Here is a 19,862-nt window from a genome sequence, read left to right on the forward strand (position 1 = left end):
CCTCTCGTCAGCTGTCGAAGAGCATCGCGACTGAAGTCGCTCCCACAGTGGTGCACCGTTGAAGCTGGTTATTTGCCGCGAGCCATGTTGGCGTGGACGATCTGCGCGATCACCTGATCGGCCTTGGCCAGCTGCTGCTTGTACACGTCGGTGCTGAAGGCGGCTCCGGTCGGCGACTTCTGCGCCAGGGTCGGGCCGCTCTGGTCGTGCAGATTCACGTCCACGGTCAGCGACATGCCCAGCCGCAGCGGGTGCTTTTCCAGCTGCTTCGGATCGTCGAACACGATGCGCACCGGGATGCGCTGCACGATCTTGATCCAGTTGCCGGTGGCGTTCTGCGCCGGCAGCAGCGAGAACGCGCTGCCGGTGCCGATGCCGAGGCTCTCGACCTTGCCCTTGTATTCGACCGCGCCGCCGTAGACGTCCGACTCGATCGTCACCGGCTGGCCGAGGCGCATCTTGGTGAGCTGGGTTTCCTTGAAGTTCGCGTCGACCCACACGCCGTGCAGCGGGACCACCGCCATCAGCGCGGCGCCAGGCTGCACGCGCTGGCCGACCTGCACCGAGCGTTTGGCCACATAGCCGTCCACCGGTGCGACCAGGGTCGCGCGCGCGTCGTCGAGGAAGGCGGCGCGCAGGCGCGCCGAGGCGGCCTGCACGTCTGGGTGCGAGGCGACCACGGTGTCGTCGACCAGCACCTTGCTGGTCTGGTACTGCTGCTGGGCGGCGATCAGGTTGCTCTCGGCGCTGGTCAGCGCGTCGCTGGCGTGGGCCAGTTCCTCGGCCGAGATCGCACCGGATTTCGCCAGCGCCACGCGTCGGTTGTAGTCGGCGCGCGCCTTGTCCACCGCGGTCTTGCGCGCGGCCACGTCGGCCTGCGCGCCGTTGACGCTGGAGTACAGGCCGCGCACCTTGCGCACGGTGTTGGCGAGGTTCGCCTTCGCCTCGGCCAGCGCCACGTCGGCATCGCTGGGGTCGAGCTGCACCAGCACGTCGCCCGCGTGCACCAGATCGCCGTCATCGGCGCCGATGCTGACCACGGTGCCGGGCACCTGCGGGGTGATCTGTACCACGTTGCCGTTGACGTAGGCGTCGTCGGTGCCTTCGTACCAGCGGCCGTCGAGGAAGTACCACGCCGCCCAGGCGATGACGCCGAGCAACACCACGATGCCGAGCACGCGCAACATCACGCCGCGCGAACTCTTCTTCGGTGCGGGTGGGTTCGGTGTGGCCGTGGTCGCGGCCGTGGTGCCGCTTGAATCAGGGGTGGACTGGCTGGACATGGGGTGCCTCAGGAGCGTGAAGGGGTGGAAGACGGGGAAAGCGCGGGCGCATCGGGTTTCGGCTGGAAGCCGCCGCCGAGCGCCTGGATCAACTGCACCGACAGGTCGACCTGCTGCGCCTGCAGCGCGGCCATGCCGGTGTTGGCGACGAGCAGTTGCTGGCGCACGACAAGCGCCTCCAGATAACTGCCGATGCCGGCCTGGTAGCGCTGCAGCGCCAGGTCCCAGGCTTGCTGCGCGGCCGTCTGCGCACGTTGCTGCGCGGCCAGCTGATCGCGCAGCGATTGCAGCGCGGACAGGTCGTCGGCGACCTGGTTGAGCGCGCCGACCAGCGCCTGGTTGTACTGCGCCACCGCGATGTCGTACTGCGCGTCCTTGCCGGACAGGTTCGCGCGCAACTTGCCGCCGTCGAAGATCGGCAGGCTGAGCGACGGCCCGAACTGGTAGAACCGTCCCGCCAGGCTGAGCGGGTTGCCGCCGCCCATGCTGACCACGCCAGCCATCGCGCCGATGCTGATGTTCGGCATGAACTCGGTCTTTGCCACCTTGATGCCCTTGCTCGCCGCCTCGACGCGCCAGCGCGCGGCGACCAGATCGGCGCGATGGCCGAGCAGGTCCAGCGGGAGGTTCGACGGCACCGCCAGCTCGGCCGGTTTCAGCAACTTCGGCCGGGCGATCTGCAGCCCGCGATCCGGACCCTTGCCCAGCAGCACCGACAATGACGAGCGCGCGGCATCGACCGCGCGTGCCGCCCGCGCCACGTCCTGCTCGGCGGTGGCCACCTCGGCGTCGCCCTGCTTCAGCGCGATCTGGTTGTCGATGCCGGCGGCGACGCGCTGGCGGGTCAGTTCGCGCGACTGGTTGGCGCGCTTCAGTTCGCCGGCCGCCAGATCCTGCTGGGTGAATGCGTAGCCAAGCTGCGCATAGGCACGGGCGACGTTGCCGGAAAGCTCGATGCGTGCGGCACGGGCATCGACCTCGGCGGCGCGCGCCTGGCCCACCGCCGCTTCCCACGCAGCGCGCTTGCCGCCCCATAGGTCCAGGTCCCACTTGAAGCTGACGTAGCCGTACTTGGCGACCGCGAAATGCGCCTTGTCGCCGAGCAGCGCAGCCGGTGGCCGGGCGCCGGCGGCTGCCGCGCCACCGTTCACGCTGGGCTTGCGCGCGGCTTCGGCGACGCCGGCTTCGGCCTGCGCGGCGCGGGCGCGCGCGTCGGCCACGCCCAGGCCGGGATTGTCCTTGAGCGCTTCGGCGATCAGCGCGTCGAGCTGCGGATCGCCCAGCCCGGTCCACCAGTCCGTGCTCGGCCAGGCGGCGGCGGAGAGGTTGGCCAGGCTGCGGTCGGCCTTCAACGAGGAGGGATCGATCGGCGTGCCGTCCGGGTGCAGGCCGCCGCTGCTGGCGCAGCCGGCCAGCGCGAGGGTCAGGGCGGTGGCAGCCGCCAGAAGATGCAGACGCATGGGGGAGGTCCAGGGATGAAAGGGTCAGTTCTTGTTGCGAAGCGCGTGCAGCACGCGCTCCAGGTAATCGTGCAGTTGCGCCTGTTCGGCGTCGTCCAGCGAGCGTTGCGCGGCAGCCAGCACGCGCTCGTTGCAATCGGTCAGCTCCTGCCACAGTGCGTCGCCGGCAGCGGTCAGTTCGATCCGCAGTGCGCGGCGATCCTGCTCATGCGGGCAGCGACGCAGGTAGCCTTTGCGTTCCAGCTGGTCGAGCTGACGGGTCATCGCGCCGCCATCCAGCTCCACCGAACGGGCCAGTTCGCTGGCCGACATCGGGCCGAGCCGGGCCAACCGCTTGAGGATCAGGAACTGGGTAAAGCGCAGGTCCAGGTTCTTGGCTGCCAGCTCCGCTTCCATCGCGCGGACGATTTCGGCGCGCACGAGGCCGAGCAGGATGCCCAGGCTCTCCCTGGGGGTCGCGAAAGCAAGTGATTCGGTGTTCATGGCCGGGCATTCTATTGCCCGAAGTATATTTGTCAAGGCAAATATATTTTGGTTTATGTTTGCCCGAGCAAGGTCTATGCCAGACGTCGTTCGCACGGCCAGTTCGTCGCGCGGCGGCGCCGCAGCGGCGGGTACGGGTAGCGGACAGCCGCGCGCCGGATCAGCTGCCCGCCACGACGGACAGGCGGCTGCCGGATTTCTGCGCGGCCAGTTCGTCGCTTACCAGCGCGTGCAGCGCCGGATCGCGTATCGCGAACAGCTCGAACACGCCCAGCGCGTGCAGCATCGGCAACTGTGCCAGCAGGCGCGGCTCGGTCTCGCGCCGGACCGACTCCGGCGTGGCCGGATCGAGCATCAGCCGGGCATTCGCCACGAAATCGGTGAGCGGGTCGGTGGATGGCAGGGCGGCGGGTATGGGAAGCAACGACATGTCGACCTCCTGAGGGGACGATGCAAGGACGTCTGTGCGTGACACGACGTGACAGGATGACCTGGCGCGGATGAGCCGGCGCGATCGTGGCGCGGACATCGCCGGTCACGTGCCCGCACATGACTTGGGGGACAGGCGACGATAGGTCGCGGCGGCTAGCATGGGAAGGCAGTCCCCACTGCTGGTACTCCCACTACCACCTTCGGATCGCCCATGAACGCATCCATCCAACGTACCGAGTTGAAGGCTTTCCTGCGCGCACGCCGCGCCGCACTCACGCCCGAGGCAGCGGGATTGCCGCGCGGGCTGCGCCGGTTGACGCCGGGGCTGCGCCGCGAGGAAGTGGCGGCGCTGGCCGGGGTCGGCGTCACCTGGTACACGTGGCTGGAGCAGGGTCGCGCGATCAACGTGTCGGCCCCGGCACTGAGCCGGATCGCCCGCGCGCTGTCGCTGTCGTCGACCGACGAGGCCTATCTGTTCGCCTTGATGGGCCTGACTCGTACCGACGTGCCGGAACATCATTTCGAGCTGCCGTCGGTGATGCAAGAGGTGCTGGACCTGTATCAGGCGCCGGCCTTCGTGCTGGACACGGTGTTCAACTTGCTGGCCTGGAACCGCATGGCCCAATGCCTGTACGACTTCGGCGAATTCAGCGGGCCGTTCGCCGACAATCATCTGTGGAATGCGTTCATGAACCCGGCGCGGCGCCGGCTGTATCCGGATTTCGAGGACGGCGCGCTGAACCTGCTGGGCATGTTCCGCATGAACCAGGCCGCACATCCGGAAGACCCGCGTTTCCAGCAATTGATCGAGGCATTGAACGCGGCCAGCACGGAATTCGTCGAGCTGTGGCAGCGCTGCCATACCGCGCCATTGAGCGCGATCATCGTGCCGTTCTTCCATCCCGAGTTCGGCGACCTCAGCATCCACTCGATGCGCCTGCCGATCCGCGACAGCGACCACGTCGACCGCGCCACCGCGTTCTTCTTCGCGCCGGCCGATGCCGAAACGGCAGCGAGCTTCGCCCGCGTCGCCCGACGCCTGGCGGCGGAACAGTCCACCCAATCGGCATGATTGCGGCCGGTCGCGCACGGCTCGGCGTATCGTACTGGCGCTGGTGGGCATGGGATCACCGGCTGGCGGCGCGCCCGCCACACGCTGGAGGCAACCGATGATGAAACACCCCGAAGTGCAGGCCTTCTTCGATGAAGCCAGCCATACCTTCAGCTACGTGGTGTGGGACCCGGCCACGCGCAGGGCGGCCGTGCTCGACAGCGTGCTCGACTATGCCGCCGCATCCGGGCGCACCGGCCACGCATCGGCCGATGCGCTGATCGCCTTCGTGCGGGCGCAGGGACTGGACGTGGACTGGGTGATCGACACCCACGTGCACGCCGACCACCTGTCCGCGGCGCCGTACGTGCAGGCGCAGCTCGGCGGCAGGCTCGGCATCGGCGAGCACATCCGCGACGTGCAGGATACGTTCGGCCAGTTGTTCAACGCCGGTCCCGGCTTTCGCCGCGACGGCAGCCAGTTCGACCACCTGTTCAAGGACGGCGAACGCTACATGCTCGGCGGCATCGAAGCGGTGGCGATGCATACGCCCGGCCACACGCCTGCGTGCATGACCCACCTGATCGGCGACGCGGCTTTTGTGGGCGACACCTTGTTCATGCCCGACTACGGCACCGCGCGCTGCGACTTCCCCGGTGGCGACGCGCGCACGCTGTATCGATCGATCCAGCGCATCTTCGCGCTGCCGGAGGCGACCCGCGTCTTCCTGTGCCACGACTACAAGGCCGCCGGCCGCGACACCTTTGTGCACGAGACCACGGTCGGCGCCGAGCGGCGCGACAACATCCACGTGCACGACGGCATCGGCGAAGACGAGTTCGTGCGCATGCGCAGCGCACGCGACGCCACGCTGGCGATGCCGGCGCTGATCCTGCCGGCCGTGCAGGTCAACATGCGTGCCGGCCAGCTGCCGCCGGCCGAGGACAACGGGGTGCGTTACCTCAAGATCCCGCTGGATGCTTTCTGAGGGGCGTTTGGGTTATCTCGAAACCCCGATGGCGAGAAAAGGTGGTTGTCCCGAGGCTCACTTTTGGGGCGTTGGTGGGAGCGACTTCAGTCGCGACGCTTCTGGAGCCCTGCGGCCTGCGCAAAAGCATCGCGACTGAAGTCGCTCCCACAGGGGGAGGGTCCATCGCAAGAGGTTGCGAGTGCGCACCCAAACTTTTTCGGACAGCCGTGCGTGTTCGCGGCAAGGAAAAGCAAAGGCGGTTGCTCCAGATCCCTCGGGCGTTGCTGCGGCACAATGGCGGTTTGTCGATGTTTGGGAAGAGGGATGATCTACGTAGCGTTCAGCGTCGTGTGCAGCGTGCTGGTGTCGGTGCTGTTGAAACTGGCGCGCCGGTTCGAGCTCGACGTGGGCCAGGCGATTGCCTGGAACTACCTGGTGGCAGGCGTACTCGCCGCGTTGCTGCTGCAGCCGTCACTGGCAGCTCTTCGTGAGCCCGGCGCACCGTGGCCGGCGCTGCTCGGACTCGGCGTGCTGCTGCCGACGATCTTCCTCGCGCTGGCCGCCTCGGTAAGACACGCCGGCATCGTGCGCAGCGATGCGGCGCAGCGGCTGTCCTTGTTGCTCTCGCTGCTGGCGGCGTTCGCCTTGTTCGGCGAGCAGCTTTCCGTCGTGAAAGTCATCGGCATCGCGCTCGGCCTGCTCGCCCTGCTGTGCATGGTCTGGCGCAGCGGACATGGCGAAGTCGAGCGCGGCAGCGTCCGCTGGCTGTATCCGCTGCTGGTGTTCGCCGGCTTCGGCACGATCGACATCCTGTTCAAGCGCGTCGCGCAAGCCGGCGTGCCGCTGGGCGCTGCACTGCTGGCGATGTTCGCGCTGGCCCTGCCGGTCGCCTTCGCGTTGCAGCTGTGGCGGCGCCTGCGCGGACATACCCGCTTCACCGCGCGCAGCGCGCTGGCCGGCGTCGCGTTGGGCCTGGCCAACTTCGGCAACATCCTGTTCTACCTGCGCGGCCATCGCGCCCTGCCGCAACACCCGGCACTGGTCTTCGCCAGCATGAACATCGGCGTGGTTGCGCTGGGCGCACTGGTCGGCACGCTGGCCTTTCGCGAACGACTGAGCTGGCTCAACCTGGCCGGCGTGGCGCTGGCCGTGCTGGCGATCGGCGTGATTGCGCAGGCTTGAGGCGGATTCAAGGATCCAGTTCGCGCTTGCGAACGGCCGGGGCGCCGGCGTAGAGCCCGTTCGGGGCGCAATCGGCGGTGACGATGGAGCCCGAGGCGATCACACAGCCCGGGCCGATGGTGATGCCGGGATGGACAACCACGTTCGCGCCCAGCCAGCAGCCGTCTCCGATCGCCACCGGCTGGAAGTGCGGAGGGCTCACGGCCCTGCGCGTTGCCGGGCCAATGTCGTGCGTGCCGGTGAAGATGGAAACGCCCGGTCCCAGCGCCACGTTGGCGCCGATCGAGATGCCGCCGGTGGGATGGAGCGAGACGCCGGTGTTGATGTAGGTGCCGTCGCCGATGCGCAGCCCGGACAGGCTGCCGCCATAGGTGCCGCCGTGCATGATGCCGGCCTTGCCGATGTGCGCGCCTGCACAGTTGAGCAGCAACCGTCGCAGCCTGGGATGTATCAGCGCCAACGGTGCCAGATCGTTCGCGAGCCATGCGCGCAGACCCATGTGTCCCCCTTTGTCGGCCATCGTCGAACCTTGCGTTGGCCGCGGTCTATTTCCTGTGAAAAGCACTGGAGCACGAAGGGCGGATGCCCTTGGGAAATCGTGTCACGCCGTCCGGACGATGCGCGATGCCGACGCGCATCGCAAGGCGAGCCACCCCGGCCAATGACTTCTGGGATATGAAAGGCCGCCGCCCCGGCGCCTATGCTGCAGTTTCCCCGGGGCGGGCTACGCCTCAGCCATCGAGGACGTCTACCCATGCGCAAACTTTCCCTCGCGGCGGCGCTTGCCGCTGCCTTGCTGCTCAGCACCGCCGCCGTCGCCGGTTCCGGCAAGAAGGACGACAAGGCCAAGCCGGAGGCGAAGCCCGACGCCAGCCTGGTCGAGCCGCAGGCGTCGACCACCGACGGTTCGGTGTCGGTCGAGGGACATCGGGTGGATTACAAGGCCGTGGCCGGCACGCTAGTCCTGCATGGCACGGGCGACAAGGAGGACGAGCCGCAGGTCAGCATGTTCTACGTCGCGTATATGAAGAAGGGTGTCGACCCGAGCAAGCGGCCGGTGACCTTCATCTACAACGGCGGTCCCGGTTCGGCCACGGTGTGGCTGCACATGGGCGCGTTCGGCCCGAAGCGGGTGGTCACCAACGACGACAGCCATACGCCGGCCGCGCCTTACGGCCTGATCAACAACGACTACAGCCTGCTCGACGCTTCCGACGTGGTGTTCATCGACGCGCCGGGTGCGGGTTTCAGCCGGCTGATCGCGAACGACGAGGACAAGAGCAAGCGCGCCGAGCAGATGAAGGACCGGCGCAAGGCGATCTACGGCGTCGACGGCGACGCGCATGCGTTCGCCCAGTTCGTCACCCGGTTTTTGTCGAAGTACGACCGCTGGAACTCGCCGAAGTACCTGTTCGGCGAAAGCTACGGCACCACCCGCTCGGCGGTGCTGGCGAACATTTTGGAGAACGAGGACAGCGTCGATCTGAACGGGGTCATCCTGCTCTCGCAGATCCTGAGTTTCGACACCAGCATCGACGGACCGGATTTCAATCCGGGCATCGACCTGCCGTACGAGCTGGCGCTCCCGACCTACGCCGCCACCGCGTTCTATCACCACAAGCTGCCGCAGCAGCCGGCCGCGCTGGAGCCGTTCCTGCAGGAAGTGGAACAGTATGCGATGGGCGGATACACGCAGGCGCTGATGGCCGGCTCGCGGCTGGGCGACGCGCAGAAGCAGGCGGTTGCCGAGAAGCTGCACCAGTACACCGGCCTGCCGGTGGCCTACCTGTTGAAGGCGAATTTGCGCGTTACCGGCGGCATGTTCGAACACGAGTTGCAGACCGATGGCGACACCACCACGGGCCGGCTGGACACTCGTTTCTCCGGGCCGGCGATCGACCCGCTGAGCAAGGATTCCGAGTACGACCCGCAGTCTTCGGCGATCAGCTCGGCCTATGTCGCCGCGTTCAACGACTACGTGCGCACCGACCTGAAATTCGGCAAGAACCGGCAGTACCGGTTGTTCGCCGACATCGACCATTGGGACTTCTCGCACAAGGCGCCGGGCGCGCACGGCGAGGCGTTGCAGTCCTCGACCAACGTGATGCCGGACCTGGCCACGGCGATGAAGACCAACCCCAACCTCAAGGTGTATTTGAACGGCGGCTACTACGACCTGGCCACGCCGTTCTTCGCCGCCGACTACGAGATGCATCACCTGCCGATTCCGGCCAGCCTCGAAAGCAACATCAGCTATTCGTGGTACCCGTCCGGCCACATGGTGTACGCGCACGAGCCATCGCTGAAGCTGCTGCACGACAACGTGGCCCGCTTCATCGAGCAGACCGACAACGTCAAATAAGCCGCAAAAAGATATCGTCGCCAGTTTGTGGGAGCGACTTCAGTCGCGATGCTTTCGGTGAGTACAGGCAAAAGCATCGCGGCTGAAGCCGCTCCCACAGAGGGATTCAGCGTCGAGACGGAACCGTGTGCCGCGGCGCAGTGGAGCCGCGCACCACCAGTTCCGGTCTGAAGCCCTCGTTGCGGCTGTCGACCGGCTCGCCGTTCGCCGCGCGCTGCAGATCGTCGATCAGTCGCTGCGCGGCGTGCCGCGCGATGTCCTCGGTGGCCTGGCGCGCGGTGGTCAGCGCCGGCCACGATTGCTTGGAGAACGGGCTGTCCTCGAAGCCGGCGATCGACAGTTCATACGGCACGTTGATGCCGTCCGAATGCGCCGCCGCCAGCACGCCGGCGGCAATCTCGTCATTGGAACCGAATACCGCGCTGGGCCGGTCCTTCAGCGCGAGCAGCTTGCGTGCGCCGCGGAAGCCGTCGTCGAAGGTGTAGTCGCCGGGCACGATCAGCTTGCGGTCGAGCGCGATGCCGTAATCCTTCAACGCATCCTCGTAACCCTGGTAACGCTCCTGGCTGGAACGGTGCTCGCGTCCGCCCCACAGGAACCCGATGCGCTGGTGGCCGAGCTGGATCAGGTGTTCGGTGATCGCATAGGCCGCGTCGCGGTCGTCCACATACACGCACGGGGGGCCGTCCTGCGGATCCTTGCGTGCGGAGATGATCCGGATGAACGCAATCCCGGCCTCGCCCAGCGCACGGATCAGCGCCGGCTGCTCGGACATCGGCGGGGCCAGCACCAGCCCGGCCAGGCGCGAGCGGCGCACCAGCTCGCACAACTCGTCGGCCAGTTTCGGCGAGGTCGAATCGCATGGATGAATCTGCAGGCCGAAGCCACTGCTGCGGCATGCCGACAGCACGCCGCGCTGCAGGTTGATGATGTAGTGCGCGTTGGGGTTGTCGTAGACCAGTCCCAGCGCATACGCGCGGGTGCTGCGCAGGCTGCGCGCCGAGGGGTCGGGCTGATAGCCGAGCGCGTCGATCTCGCGCTGCACCTTTTCGCGCGTGCGCGCATGCACCGAAGGCTCGTTGTTGATGACCCGCGAGACCGTCTTCAGCGAGACGCCGGCACGTTCTGCTACATCCTTGATGGTGGTGCTGCGCAACCGCTGAACCTCGAGCACTGATGACGGGTGGGCGATGCCTGGTGCATCGTCGAACATGTCGCGACGAGCGTCGACATGCCGCACAGTCTAGCCGACGCGCGGCCGCAGCATGCGTCGCTCAACCGGCCTTGGACTGGCCAGCGCGATGGCCACGCAGGCCGTAGTAAAGGATGTACAGGTAGCACGGCACGATGACGACCACGAACGCCAACTGAAAGTCGATGTGTTGTTTGAGGTGCACGAAGGCCTGCGGCAGCAGGGCGCCGCCCACAATGCCCATGATGAGCAGTGCCGAACCCAGTTCCGTGTGGCTACCCAGGCCCTTGATCGCCAGCGGAAAGATCGCCGGCCACATCATGGCGTTGGCAAAGCCCAGCGCGGCGACAAAAGCCACCGACACGTAGCCGTGGGTGACGAATGCCCCGAGGGCAAACATCACGCCAAGCACGGCCGACACGGCGAGATAGCGCTGCTGTGAGATCACGCGCGGGATCAGCGCCGAACCCGCCAGATAACCCACCAGCATCGCCACCATGGTGTAGGTGGTGAAATGCGAGGTGATCTGCAATGGCAGGCCGAAACCCTGACCGTAGGTGTTGATCGCATCGCCCGCCATCACTTCCACGCCCACGTAGACGAAAAGGCACAGCACGCCCAGCCATAGATGCGGAAAGCTGAAAATGCCGCCCTTGGCATGACCGACCGAGCTTTCGCTGTTGGCACCGGAAGGCCTGATTTCCGGCAGTGCGGAGAAAGCGATCACCACCGCGATCACCGCCAGCAGGCATGCCACCGCCATGTAGGGCCAGAACACACGCGCGGCGAAATCGTTGAGCAGGGCTTCGCGTTCAGGTCCGATGGCCATCGTGGTCACCTGGTCCAGGAACGCATCCACCCCTTTCATCACCAGTGCGCCGAAAGCCAGGGGCGCCAGCGCGCCGGCGATCTTGTTGCAGATGCCCATGATGCCGATGCGTTGCGCCGCACTTTCGATCGGGCCAAGGATGCTGATGTAAGGATTGGACGCGGTCTGCAGCAGCGACAGACCCGCGCCGATCACGAACAGGCCGGCCAGGGCGCCGGGATAGACGCGGATGCGCACGAACTCGCCGAAAAGCGCCGCGCCGATGGCCATGACGAAAAGGCCCAGCACCATGCCCTTCTTCATGCCGGTGCGCTTGAGCACGGCGCCTGCGGGCAGTGCGAGCACGAAATAGGAAACGTAGAACGCGAACGGCACCAGGAACGCGTTGATGTCATCGAGCGTGAAAGCCACCTTCACGAAGGAAATCAATGGCCCGTTGAGCCACGTGAAGAAGCCCATGATGAAAAACAGCAGGCCGATGATCAGCATCGGGCCAAGGTTGCTGCGTTCGGACGGTGCCGCCGCCATCGTCGTTGCCATGAATGGTTCTCCCCCGAAGTCACGCCGTGCCGCGCCGGCCGAATGACCGGGACAAGACGGGAATGTCCCTTTATTCGCCAGAAAGTGCAACGTTGTCAATCATTGTCCTGTCGGCGGCTGTCGCCAGGCTCGCCCGAGCGGCCGTCCAGATGGCCATACGAAACGACTTGTGCGGCGCTGCGGCAGGCCGGTGAGATGGTCATATCGTGAGCTTGAACGCGCTGTATAGAGCCATTGGGCGCGAGATGTTGCAGTGATTTCAAGCTATGCCGTGACAACTATGCTGCGACGCCATATCGAAACATCGCGAAATCGTCGCGAGCGCGGTTGACAACGTTGTCATTCTGACAGCAGACTCCGCCGGAATCGGGCCGGACCGGCGCGCGGCAATGCATCGCCGGACCGGGCGGGCAGTGCGGGGTACGGGAGAACGCAGTGGGGGAAGTCGCCAAACAGCGTCATGCAGCGGAGCCGTCGGCGACGACGGCCGCGGCGGCGAGCGGTCCGGCAGTATCCGGGCCGGCTTCGCGGCAGCCGTTCCTGGCGGCCGACGTCGGCGGCACGCATGCGCGCATCGGGCTGGTCGTGGGCAACCCCGGCGGCGCGCGCCCGGTCAGCGTGCTGCATTACCACCGCTACAGTTGCGCCGACTGGTCCGGTCTGACCGCGATGCTGCGGGATTTCGTCGAGCAGCTGGCGAACACGCCGAATGCCGATGCGTGCAAGCAATTGCGCCATTGCGCGGTGGCTTGCGCCGGCTACGTGCTGGACGACGCGATCGTCAACGAGAATCTGCCGTGGCCGGTGTCGATCCGCGACATCCGCGACGGTCTGGGCATCCATCGGCTGGCGGTGATCAACGATTTCGAGGCGGTTGCCTACGCCACCCAGTTCATCACGGCCGAGGAGACGCGGCCGATCATCGACGCGGCGCAGCCGGCTTCCAGCGGACCGGTGCTGGTGATGGGTCCGGGTACCGGGCTGGGTTCGGCAGTGCTGCTGCCGGGCCAGCCGCGGGCGCAGGTACTGGCCACCGAAGCCGGGCAGATCTCACTGGCACCGGGCAACGAGCGCGAGATCGAGATCCTGCGCCTGCTTGGCCGCGAACGTTCGCACGTCTCGTTCGAAGACGCGTTGTCCGGCCCGGGCCTGCTCAAACTCTACGGAGCGCTGTGCGAATTGCGCGGCAGCGCTCCCCGCCTGCTCACCCCGGCCGAGGTCACCGGCGCGGCGCTGGCCGCCAGCGACGTGGCCGCGGTGGAGGCACTGCATGTTTTCTGCGGCCTGCTCGGCAGCTTCGTCGGCGACCTGGTGTTGCTGTACGGCGCCCGCGGCGGGGTCTACCTGGCCGGCGGCATCCTGCCGCAGATCCAGCCGTTCCTGCGGGCCAGCACGTTTGCCGAACGCTACTTCAACAAGGGCGTGATGCGCGCCTATCTGCAACAGGTTCCGGTTCGATTGATCGAGCACGGCCAGCTTGGCGTCATTGGTGCCGCAGGCTGGTTTCTGGATGAACGGCAAGAAGCGACATGACCGACATCCGCCATCCAGTGACACGGCACCAAGCCAGCACAACACAACGTCCGCGACCGTCGCCATGCCGGTCCTGATTCAAGCCAGCCTCTGAGGGGAGGAGATCATGAATTACCGCAAGACATTGCTAGCCGCGAGCATCATCACCGGTCTGTGCGTATCCGGCGCGTTGTATGCGCAGGACACTTCGCAGAGCGACCCGGCCACCCAAACCAGCAGCACGGCGAACAAGCACGAGGTGAAGCAGCTGTCGACCGTCGTCGTCACCGGCATCCGTGGCGCGGTGGAGAAGTCGCTGGACATCAAGCGCGACGCCGTCTCCAACATCGAGGTGGTCACCGCCGAGGACGTCGGCAAGCTGCCGGCCCACAACGTGGCCGACACCTTGCAGCGGCTGCCGGGCGTGAACATCAGCTCCTCCAGCGCCGACGAAGGCGGTTTCGACGAAGCCGATCGCGTCAGCCTGCGAGGCACCAGCCCCAGCCTCACGCAGACCCTGATCGACGGCCACACCGTCGGCACGGCCGACTGGTTCGTGCTCAGCCAGGGCAGCAACATGGGGCGCAGCGTGAGCTATACCCTGCTGCCGTCGGAGCTGGTCAGCCGCGTGGAAGTGCACAAGTCGTCCGAGGCCCGCTTCGTGGACGGCGGCACCACCGGCAATGTCGACATCATCACGCGCAAGCCACTCGACTTCGAGAAGCAGTTCACCACCAATCTCAGCGTCGGCGCCGTCAACGCCAGCCTGCCGGACACGACCGACCCGCAGCTGTCGGGCCTGTTCAACTACAAGAACGACGGCGGCACCTTCGGCGTGATGCTGCAGGTGTTCAAGCAGAAGCGTCACCTGCGCCGCGAGGCCCAGGAGATTCCCGGCGGCTTTGCCACGATCGCTCCCGATTCCGCGCTGGCGCAGAGCAACCCCGACCTCGCCGGCGTGAAAGTCCCCGGCCTGCTCGGTTCGACGCTGTTCGAGCAGACCCGCGACCGCAAGGGCGGCCTGGTCGAAGTGCAATTCAAGCCCACCGACAACCTGACCCTGGGCGCGAGCGGCTTCCGTTCGGACATGGACGCGAACAACTACAACCGCAACTTCATGTTGTGGGGTGGCAACTTCGGCACCAGCCAGGCGCCCGAGCCCGGCTACACGGTCCAGAACGGCGTGCTGACGAATGCCACCTACGCGGGCGTGCCGGGCACGAAGTATGTCGTGTACGACATGATCTACCGCGAAGCTTCGTCGAAGACGTCCTACTACACGCTGGACGCGGACTGGCAGGCGTCGGACAGCATCTCGGCGAAATTCCAGGCCGGCACCACCAAGGGCGTGGGCCAGACGCCGCGCCAGTTCATCGCCGAAGTGACCGCGGCCGACGGCGGCGGTGCCAGCTGGACCACGCACGGCAACGGTGCGCCGGTCGACTGGAGCGTGGGCGGCGACATCAGCCCCACTGGCGTGTGTGGTGCCGCCTGCTTCGGCACGTGGGGCAACCAGATGGTCAAGGCGATCGACAAGGAAAACTGGGGCACGGCGGACTTCACCCAATACTTCGATACCGGCGTGCTGAACTCGTTCAACTACGGGCTGCGCTATGCCAAGCACGATCGTGAGGCGCAGTCGCCGGAAGGCGCCTCCCCGGGCGACATCTGGTCTGCGCTGCAGAACGGTGCCACCGCCAGCTACCCGGGCAACTTTGCCAAGGGCATCGGCGGCAACTTCCCGCGCAACCTGTGGTACTTCACGCCGGGCGCGCTGGAAAGCACCATCCTCGCCAACTCCACCTGGTTGTCCAACAACGACGGTCCCACCGGTCGCCACAACTACGGCGCCGAGTACTCCGTCGACGAGAAGAACCTCGCGGCCTACTTCCAGGCCAACTTCGAGGGTGACAACTGGAGCGGCAATGTCGGCCTGCGTTACGTCAACATCGACCAGAACATCGACAGCTACTTCGCCGTCACCAACGTGGCCGATGCCGACGTGAGCAGCCTGTTCGGCCAGTGGAAGCGCCTGCAGACCGAAAACAAGTATCACCGCTTCCTGCCGAGCGCGAACATCAAGTTCAACATGGCCGAGAATCTGGTGTTCCGCTTCGCCGCTTCGCAGACCCAGACCCTGCCGGATTACTCCGCGCTGGGTGCAGCCGCGTGGGGTTCGGATCTGAACAAGACCGGCGGCGGCGGCAACCCGAACCTGAAGCCGGTGCTGTCCACCAACTTCGATGCCGGGCTCGAGTGGTATTTCATGCCGCGCGGCTTGCTGTCGGCGACCGGCTATTCGATGAACATGAAGGACTATGTCGCCTATGGCGTGCAGACCCAGATGCTGTTCAGCGAACTCACGCATCAGCTCGAGCCTTACCAGGTCGCCATGCCGATCAACGCCGACGCGCAAGTCACCGGCGTGGAGCTGGCCTACCAGCAGCCGATCGGCAAGTACTTCGGCATCAACGCGAACTACACCTATGCCGATGGCTCGACCGACCATACCTGGGCCGACGGCAGCAACCATCTGCTGGGCACTTCGAAGAACACCTACAACGTGGGTGCATATTTCGAGAACGACACCTTCGGTGCACGGGTGAGCTATACCCGCCGCACGGCGTTCCTGATCGGCCTGTCCGGTGCCAACCCGTACTACCAGGGCAACTTCGGCACGCTGGCGGCGTCGTTCAGCTACAAGGCCACCGACTGGTTGAGCTTCAGCCTGGATGCGCTGAACCTCAACAACCCGACCTACAGGTACTACCAGAGCACGCAGATCCCGACGGCGTTCTACGAGAACGGCCGCCAGTACTACCTGAACGCCCATCTCTCGTTCTGATCGCTGCAACCCAAGCGCGGGCCAGGGACGGCCGGCACTCTCCCCAAGCGGGCCCGGCTTCGACTTGCGGGTCCGCCTTTTTGTGACCACCATCCTCGGTGGTCAACCTTCGGGCGACCACCGGCGCGATGTCATGGTCGCTCCCGTCGACGTTGGGTCCGGGCCGGTTGCGACGATGGCGTGCGGGACCCGCCGTGCAGGAGATACCGATGAATCGCCGTTCGATCCCGTCCGTCTGCGCCTGCCTGCTGCTTGCACTTGCCGTGCTGCCGCTGCGCGCCACCTTTGCCAGCGAGGCGACACCACCCTCCCTGATTCCGCTGCCGGCACAGCTTCAATCGCAGCCCGGCCGCTTCACCGTGGATGCGGGCACGCCGATCGTGCTGGCCGACCACGATGCCGCGACGAAACAGACCGCGGCCTATCTGATCGACCTGCTGGCCCGCACGCGCGGCCTGCACCTGCGTGTCGCCGATGCCGGCAAGACCGCACGTGCCATCGTGCTGCAACGCGACCCGCAGGTACCGGTCGACCAGGCCGAGGGCTACATGTTGACGGTGACGCCACAAGGCATCCGCATCGCCGCGCGCGACGATGCCGGTTTGTTCCACGGCGCGATCACGCTGTACCAGTTGCTGACACCCGACGCGAAGCAGGGTGCGGTGGAGGTGCCGGCATTGTCCATCCGCGACTGGCCGCGCTTCCGCTGGCGCGGGCTGATGCTGGATTCCGCACGCCATTTCCAGAGCGTGGCCGAGGTCGAGGCGCTGCTCGACCAAATGGCCCAGCACAAGCTCAGCGTGCTGCACTGGCACCTCACCGACGACCAGGGCTGGCGCATCCAGATCAAACGCTATCCCGAGCTGACCCGCATCGGCGCATGGCGCACGCCGCCGGATGCCGGCCATGACGGCGAGCCGCAGCGCTACGGCGGCTTCTACACGCAGGACGATATCCGTCGCGTCGTGGCCTACGCCGCCGCACGCCACATCACCATCGTGCCGGAGATCGACATGCCCGGCCACGCGCAGGCCGCGGTTGCCGCGTATCCGCAACTCGGCGTCACCGGCAGGCGGCCGGAGGTATCGACCGACTGGGGCGTCAATCCGTATCTGTACAACGTCGACGACGACACTTTCACCTTCATCAACAACGTGCTCGACGAAGTGATGGCGTTGTTCCCGTCGACCTACATCCACGTCGGCGGCGACGAGGCGATCAAGGACCAGTGGCAGGCCTCGCCCACGGTGCAAGCGAAGATGCACGCGCTGGGCCTGAAAAACGAGGACGCATTGCAAGGCTGGTTCATCGACCGCATCGGCCGGTACCTCGACCGGCACGGCCGCAAGCTGATCGGCTGGGACGAGATCCTCGAAGGCGACAACCTGCCGGCCGATGCCACCGTCATGTCGTGGCGCGGCACCGACGGTGCGATCAAGGCCGCGCTGCTCGGTCACGACGTGGTGATGTCGCCTTCGCCGGCGCTCTATCTCGATCACGTGCAGGGTGATCTCGCCGACGAATACGCCGGCCGCCTCGGCGTGGAATCGCTGAAGAACGTGTACGGCTTCCAGGTCGTGCCCGGCGTGCTGAGCGCGACGCAGGCGAAACACGTGCTGGGCGTGCAGGCCAATCTCTGGACCGAGCACCTGCCCACGTTCGCCCACGTGGAGCACGCTGCCTTCCCGCGGCTGGACGCGCTCAGCGAAGTGGCCTGGTCGCCATCCGCCATCAACCATTGGCCCGGCTTCCTCGCCCGCCTGCCGGCGCAGTTCGAGCGTTACCGTGCCCAGCACGTCGACGTCGCCGACAGCGCCTTCGCGGTGGACATCGCCACCGACCGCAACCTGGCGCTGGTCACCGGCAAGGCCACGGTGACGCTTGCCACCCAGACCGGCTTCGGCGCCATCCGCTACACCCTGGATGGGAGCGCGCCCACGTCCACATCGCCACGCTACGACGTGCCGTTCAACGTAACCCTGCCGGTCACCGTGCGCGCTGCCAGCTTCGCCGCCGACGGCAGCCGGCTCGCCGCGCCACGCGAGCGCGTGCTGGATCGCGCCGCCCTGCTCAGCCTTCCGGGCAACACGCTGCCGAACTGCCCCGGCAGCGATTTCCGCCTGCGTCTGCAACCCATGCCCGACGCGAAGAGCATCCAGCCGGTGTACGCGGTGAACGTGTTCGACACCTGCCAGCTGTTTCCCGCCACATGGATGAATGGCATCGCCGCGATCCATGTCGATGCCGTGCGCCTGCCGCGCAACTTCGCGCTGGCGCACGAGCAGAAGCTCGTGGTGTCGCGCCCGCACGCCAAGCCGTTCGGGGAACTGGTGGTGCGTGCCGACCAGTGCGACGGGCCGGTGCTGGCCAGCCTGCCGTTGCCCGATCCCGCGCACGGTGCGCGCAACTTCGCGCTGGATGCCAAGCTGCCGGCGCAGCAGGGCGAACATGCGCTGTGCCTGATCTACACCGCGCCGGTCGACGGTCCGCTGTATGCATTGGGCCGTGTGACTCTGCTGGACAAACCATGATCGGCGATCGTCGCGGATGAAGTAGCCGCGACATATCCGTGCAAGGCGTCTTTTCCGTCGACGCAATTTACTGCGTATCCGATGTGCCTCTGCCCGAGGCCACATTATGGCGTCTACGAGCTTTTTCTTGTTTTCGGCAAACACCTTGCGCCCGATTCGACGCTGGCGCCATACACGCCCAATGGTCCGCAATTTATTTCGAAAATCATTTGGAAATATTCCTATGGATTTTCCATGCCTGTCTTCCAACAATCGCCGCCTGCTCGGAACCCGTGGAGTGCAGGCGAGTCCGCGTGGCCACCGGGACGGTTTTCGCGAGAAATCATGGACGCCAATCCATGGGGTCGTGATTTCCCGGGCGTGGTTGCAGGAGGCCGAGCCGGGTTGGCCTTGAAACCCGGCGCTTATGAGGAAAGACAAGATGCGGAATCTCATGATGAGTGAACTTGCGGTCGTGTCCGGTGGCGAGTTGATGGCCGACTTCGGTGCGGGCATGGGCGGCTACCTCGGTTCAGAAGCAGGAGCGGAAGAGGGTGCGTTGATCGGCCTGGGCTTTGGTGGTCCCATTGGCGCTGCGATTGGCGCGGGTATCGGTGCGGCGCTGGGAGCCTATGCCGGCTCTCAACTTTCCAAGATGCTGTAAGGGTTTCTGGGTGGCTGTCGGGCAACCGCCAGCTACCCATTGGACAAAGATGGACGCCTTTTCATGAGAGTTGTTGGATGCGGTTTGCGGCGGCAATTTGAAGATGCGTGGAAAATGCGGTTCTACGCGATGCTGGTGGCCGTTCTGGCGACGCTGCAATTCTTGCTGGCCGGCAGATCGGCGATGCACGGGCTGATGATTGGGGGCGTCTTCGGCATTCTTGGCCACTGGCGCGCGACCTGGGTGTCGTCCGCGCGGGTTCAAGGCAATTCGGTCAGGGCAGACCTGGTTCGCCGCCTTGAAACGATGGGCTATTGCATGACTCGTGGACCGGGAGAGTTGACGCCGGATCTTCCGCGCTGGTCACGATTCGATTCCCAGAATGTCCAGCTGAAAACGATCGATGGAGCCGTGGATGTTTCGGGTCCGTACTACGTATTGAAAAGGTTGGCCAGGAACGTGGCTGTAGAAAGCTAGCCCGGTCATCGATCCGCTTTCGACGGTGGTATCGCGGTAAAAGCCGACGGGCATCGGCGCAGGCGGCACG

General features: G+C 65.9%; 16 protein-coding genes. 9 read left to right on the plus strand and 7 right to left on the minus strand.

What is annotated here, in order from left to right; genetic code table 11:
• Positions 1–68: 68 nt before the first annotated feature.
• The 4 genes from CIW53_RS10620 to CIW53_RS10635 all read right to left on the minus strand — a co-directional run bounded on the left by CIW53_RS10620 (position 69) and on the right by CIW53_RS10635 (position 3,656).
• Positions 69–1,283, minus strand: a complete 1,215-nt coding sequence (locus CIW53_RS10620; RefSeq protein WP_149364687.1) for an HlyD family efflux transporter periplasmic adaptor subunit — start codon at positions 1,281–1,283, stop codon at positions 69–71.
• Between the two features lie 8 nt (positions 1,284–1,291).
• Positions 1,292–2,743, minus strand: coding sequence for an efflux transporter outer membrane subunit (locus CIW53_RS10625; RefSeq protein WP_149364688.1), 1,452 nt, complete (start codon positions 2,741–2,743; stop codon positions 1,292–1,294).
• A 24-nt stretch (positions 2,744–2,767) separates the two neighbouring features.
• Positions 2,768–3,226, minus strand: coding sequence for a MarR family transcriptional regulator (locus tag CIW53_RS10630; RefSeq protein WP_149364689.1), 459 nt, complete (start codon positions 3,224–3,226; stop codon positions 2,768–2,770).
• Positions 3,227–3,386: 160 nt separating this feature from the next.
• The gene (locus CIW53_RS10635; protein ID WP_149364690.1) at positions 3,387–3,656 is read right to left on the minus strand and encodes a hypothetical protein; all 270 of its coding nucleotides are present in this window, start codon (positions 3,654–3,656) and stop codon (positions 3,387–3,389) included.
• A gap of 213 nt (positions 3,657–3,869) precedes the next feature.
• On the opposite strand from CIW53_RS10635, the gene CIW53_RS10640 reads away from it, so the two are divergent.
• From CIW53_RS10640 to CIW53_RS10650, 3 genes are all read left to right on the plus strand, one after another.
• Positions 3,870–4,730, plus strand: coding sequence for a helix-turn-helix transcriptional regulator (locus CIW53_RS10640; RefSeq protein ID WP_149364691.1), 861 nt, complete (start codon positions 3,870–3,872; stop codon positions 4,728–4,730).
• A 100-nt stretch (positions 4,731–4,830) separates the two neighbouring features.
• Complete coding sequence (locus tag CIW53_RS10645; protein WP_149364793.1) at positions 4,831–5,697, plus strand: MBL fold metallo-hydrolase; 867 nt, start codon at positions 4,831–4,833, stop codon at positions 5,695–5,697.
• 306 nt (positions 5,698–6,003) lie between these two features.
• Positions 6,004–6,861, plus strand: coding sequence for an EamA family transporter (locus tag CIW53_RS10650; RefSeq protein WP_149364692.1), 858 nt, complete (start codon positions 6,004–6,006; stop codon positions 6,859–6,861).
• Between the two features lie 7 nt (positions 6,862–6,868).
• On the opposite strand, the gene CIW53_RS10655 is transcribed toward CIW53_RS10650, so the two are convergent.
• Complete coding sequence (locus tag CIW53_RS10655) at positions 6,869–7,360, minus strand: acyltransferase (RefSeq protein ID WP_149364693.1); 492 nt, start codon at positions 7,358–7,360, stop codon at positions 6,869–6,871.
• 255 nt (positions 7,361–7,615) lie between these two features.
• Here CIW53_RS10655 and CIW53_RS10660 point away from each other — a divergent pair, with 255 nt between their 5' ends.
• A complete protein-coding gene (locus CIW53_RS10660) occupies positions 7,616–9,223 on the plus strand; it encodes a peptidase S10 (RefSeq protein WP_149364694.1) in 1,608 nt (535 codons plus the stop codon).
• Positions 9,224–9,329: 106 nt separating this feature from the next.
• Here the strand turns inward: CIW53_RS10660 and CIW53_RS10665 are convergent, their stop codons facing one another.
• Positions 9,330–10,379 (minus strand): LacI family DNA-binding transcriptional regulator, encoded by a 1,050-nt coding sequence (locus CIW53_RS10665; protein ID WP_149364695.1) that lies wholly within the window; start codon positions 10,377–10,379, stop codon positions 9,330–9,332.
• 118 nt (positions 10,380–10,497) lie between these two features.
• Positions 10,498–11,784: a sugar MFS transporter gene (locus CIW53_RS10670; RefSeq protein ID WP_149364696.1), complete on the minus strand. Its 1,287-nt coding sequence runs from the start codon at positions 11,782–11,784 to the stop codon at positions 10,498–10,500.
• A 435-nt stretch (positions 11,785–12,219) separates the two neighbouring features.
• On the opposite strand from CIW53_RS10670, the gene glk reads away from it, so the two are divergent.
• From glk to CIW53_RS10695, 5 genes are all read left to right on the plus strand, one after another.
• Entirely contained in the window at positions 12,220–13,317 is a 1,098-nt protein-coding gene (glk, locus tag CIW53_RS10675; RefSeq protein ID WP_149364697.1) for a glucokinase, read from the plus strand.
• Between the two features lie 106 nt (positions 13,318–13,423).
• Entirely contained in the window at positions 13,424–16,141 is a 2,718-nt protein-coding gene (locus CIW53_RS10680) for a TonB-dependent receptor (RefSeq protein ID WP_149364698.1), read from the plus strand.
• A 209-nt stretch (positions 16,142–16,350) separates the two neighbouring features.
• A complete protein-coding gene (locus CIW53_RS10685; protein WP_149364699.1) occupies positions 16,351–18,672 on the plus strand; it encodes a family 20 glycosylhydrolase in 2,322 nt (773 codons plus the stop codon).
• 436 nt (positions 18,673–19,108) lie between these two features.
• Positions 19,109–19,315, plus strand: coding sequence for a hypothetical protein (locus CIW53_RS10690; RefSeq protein WP_242451853.1), 207 nt, complete (start codon positions 19,109–19,111; stop codon positions 19,313–19,315).
• 63 nt (positions 19,316–19,378) lie between these two features.
• Positions 19,379–19,792: a hypothetical protein gene (locus tag CIW53_RS10695; RefSeq protein WP_149364701.1), complete on the plus strand. Its 414-nt coding sequence runs from the start codon at positions 19,379–19,381 to the stop codon at positions 19,790–19,792.
• Positions 19,793–19,862: the final 70 nt, after the last annotated feature.

Origin of the sequence: Rhodanobacter sp. T12-5, from assembly GCF_008329435.1 — a bacterium.
Lineage (GTDB): Bacteria > Pseudomonadota > Gammaproteobacteria > Xanthomonadales > Rhodanobacteraceae > Rhodanobacter.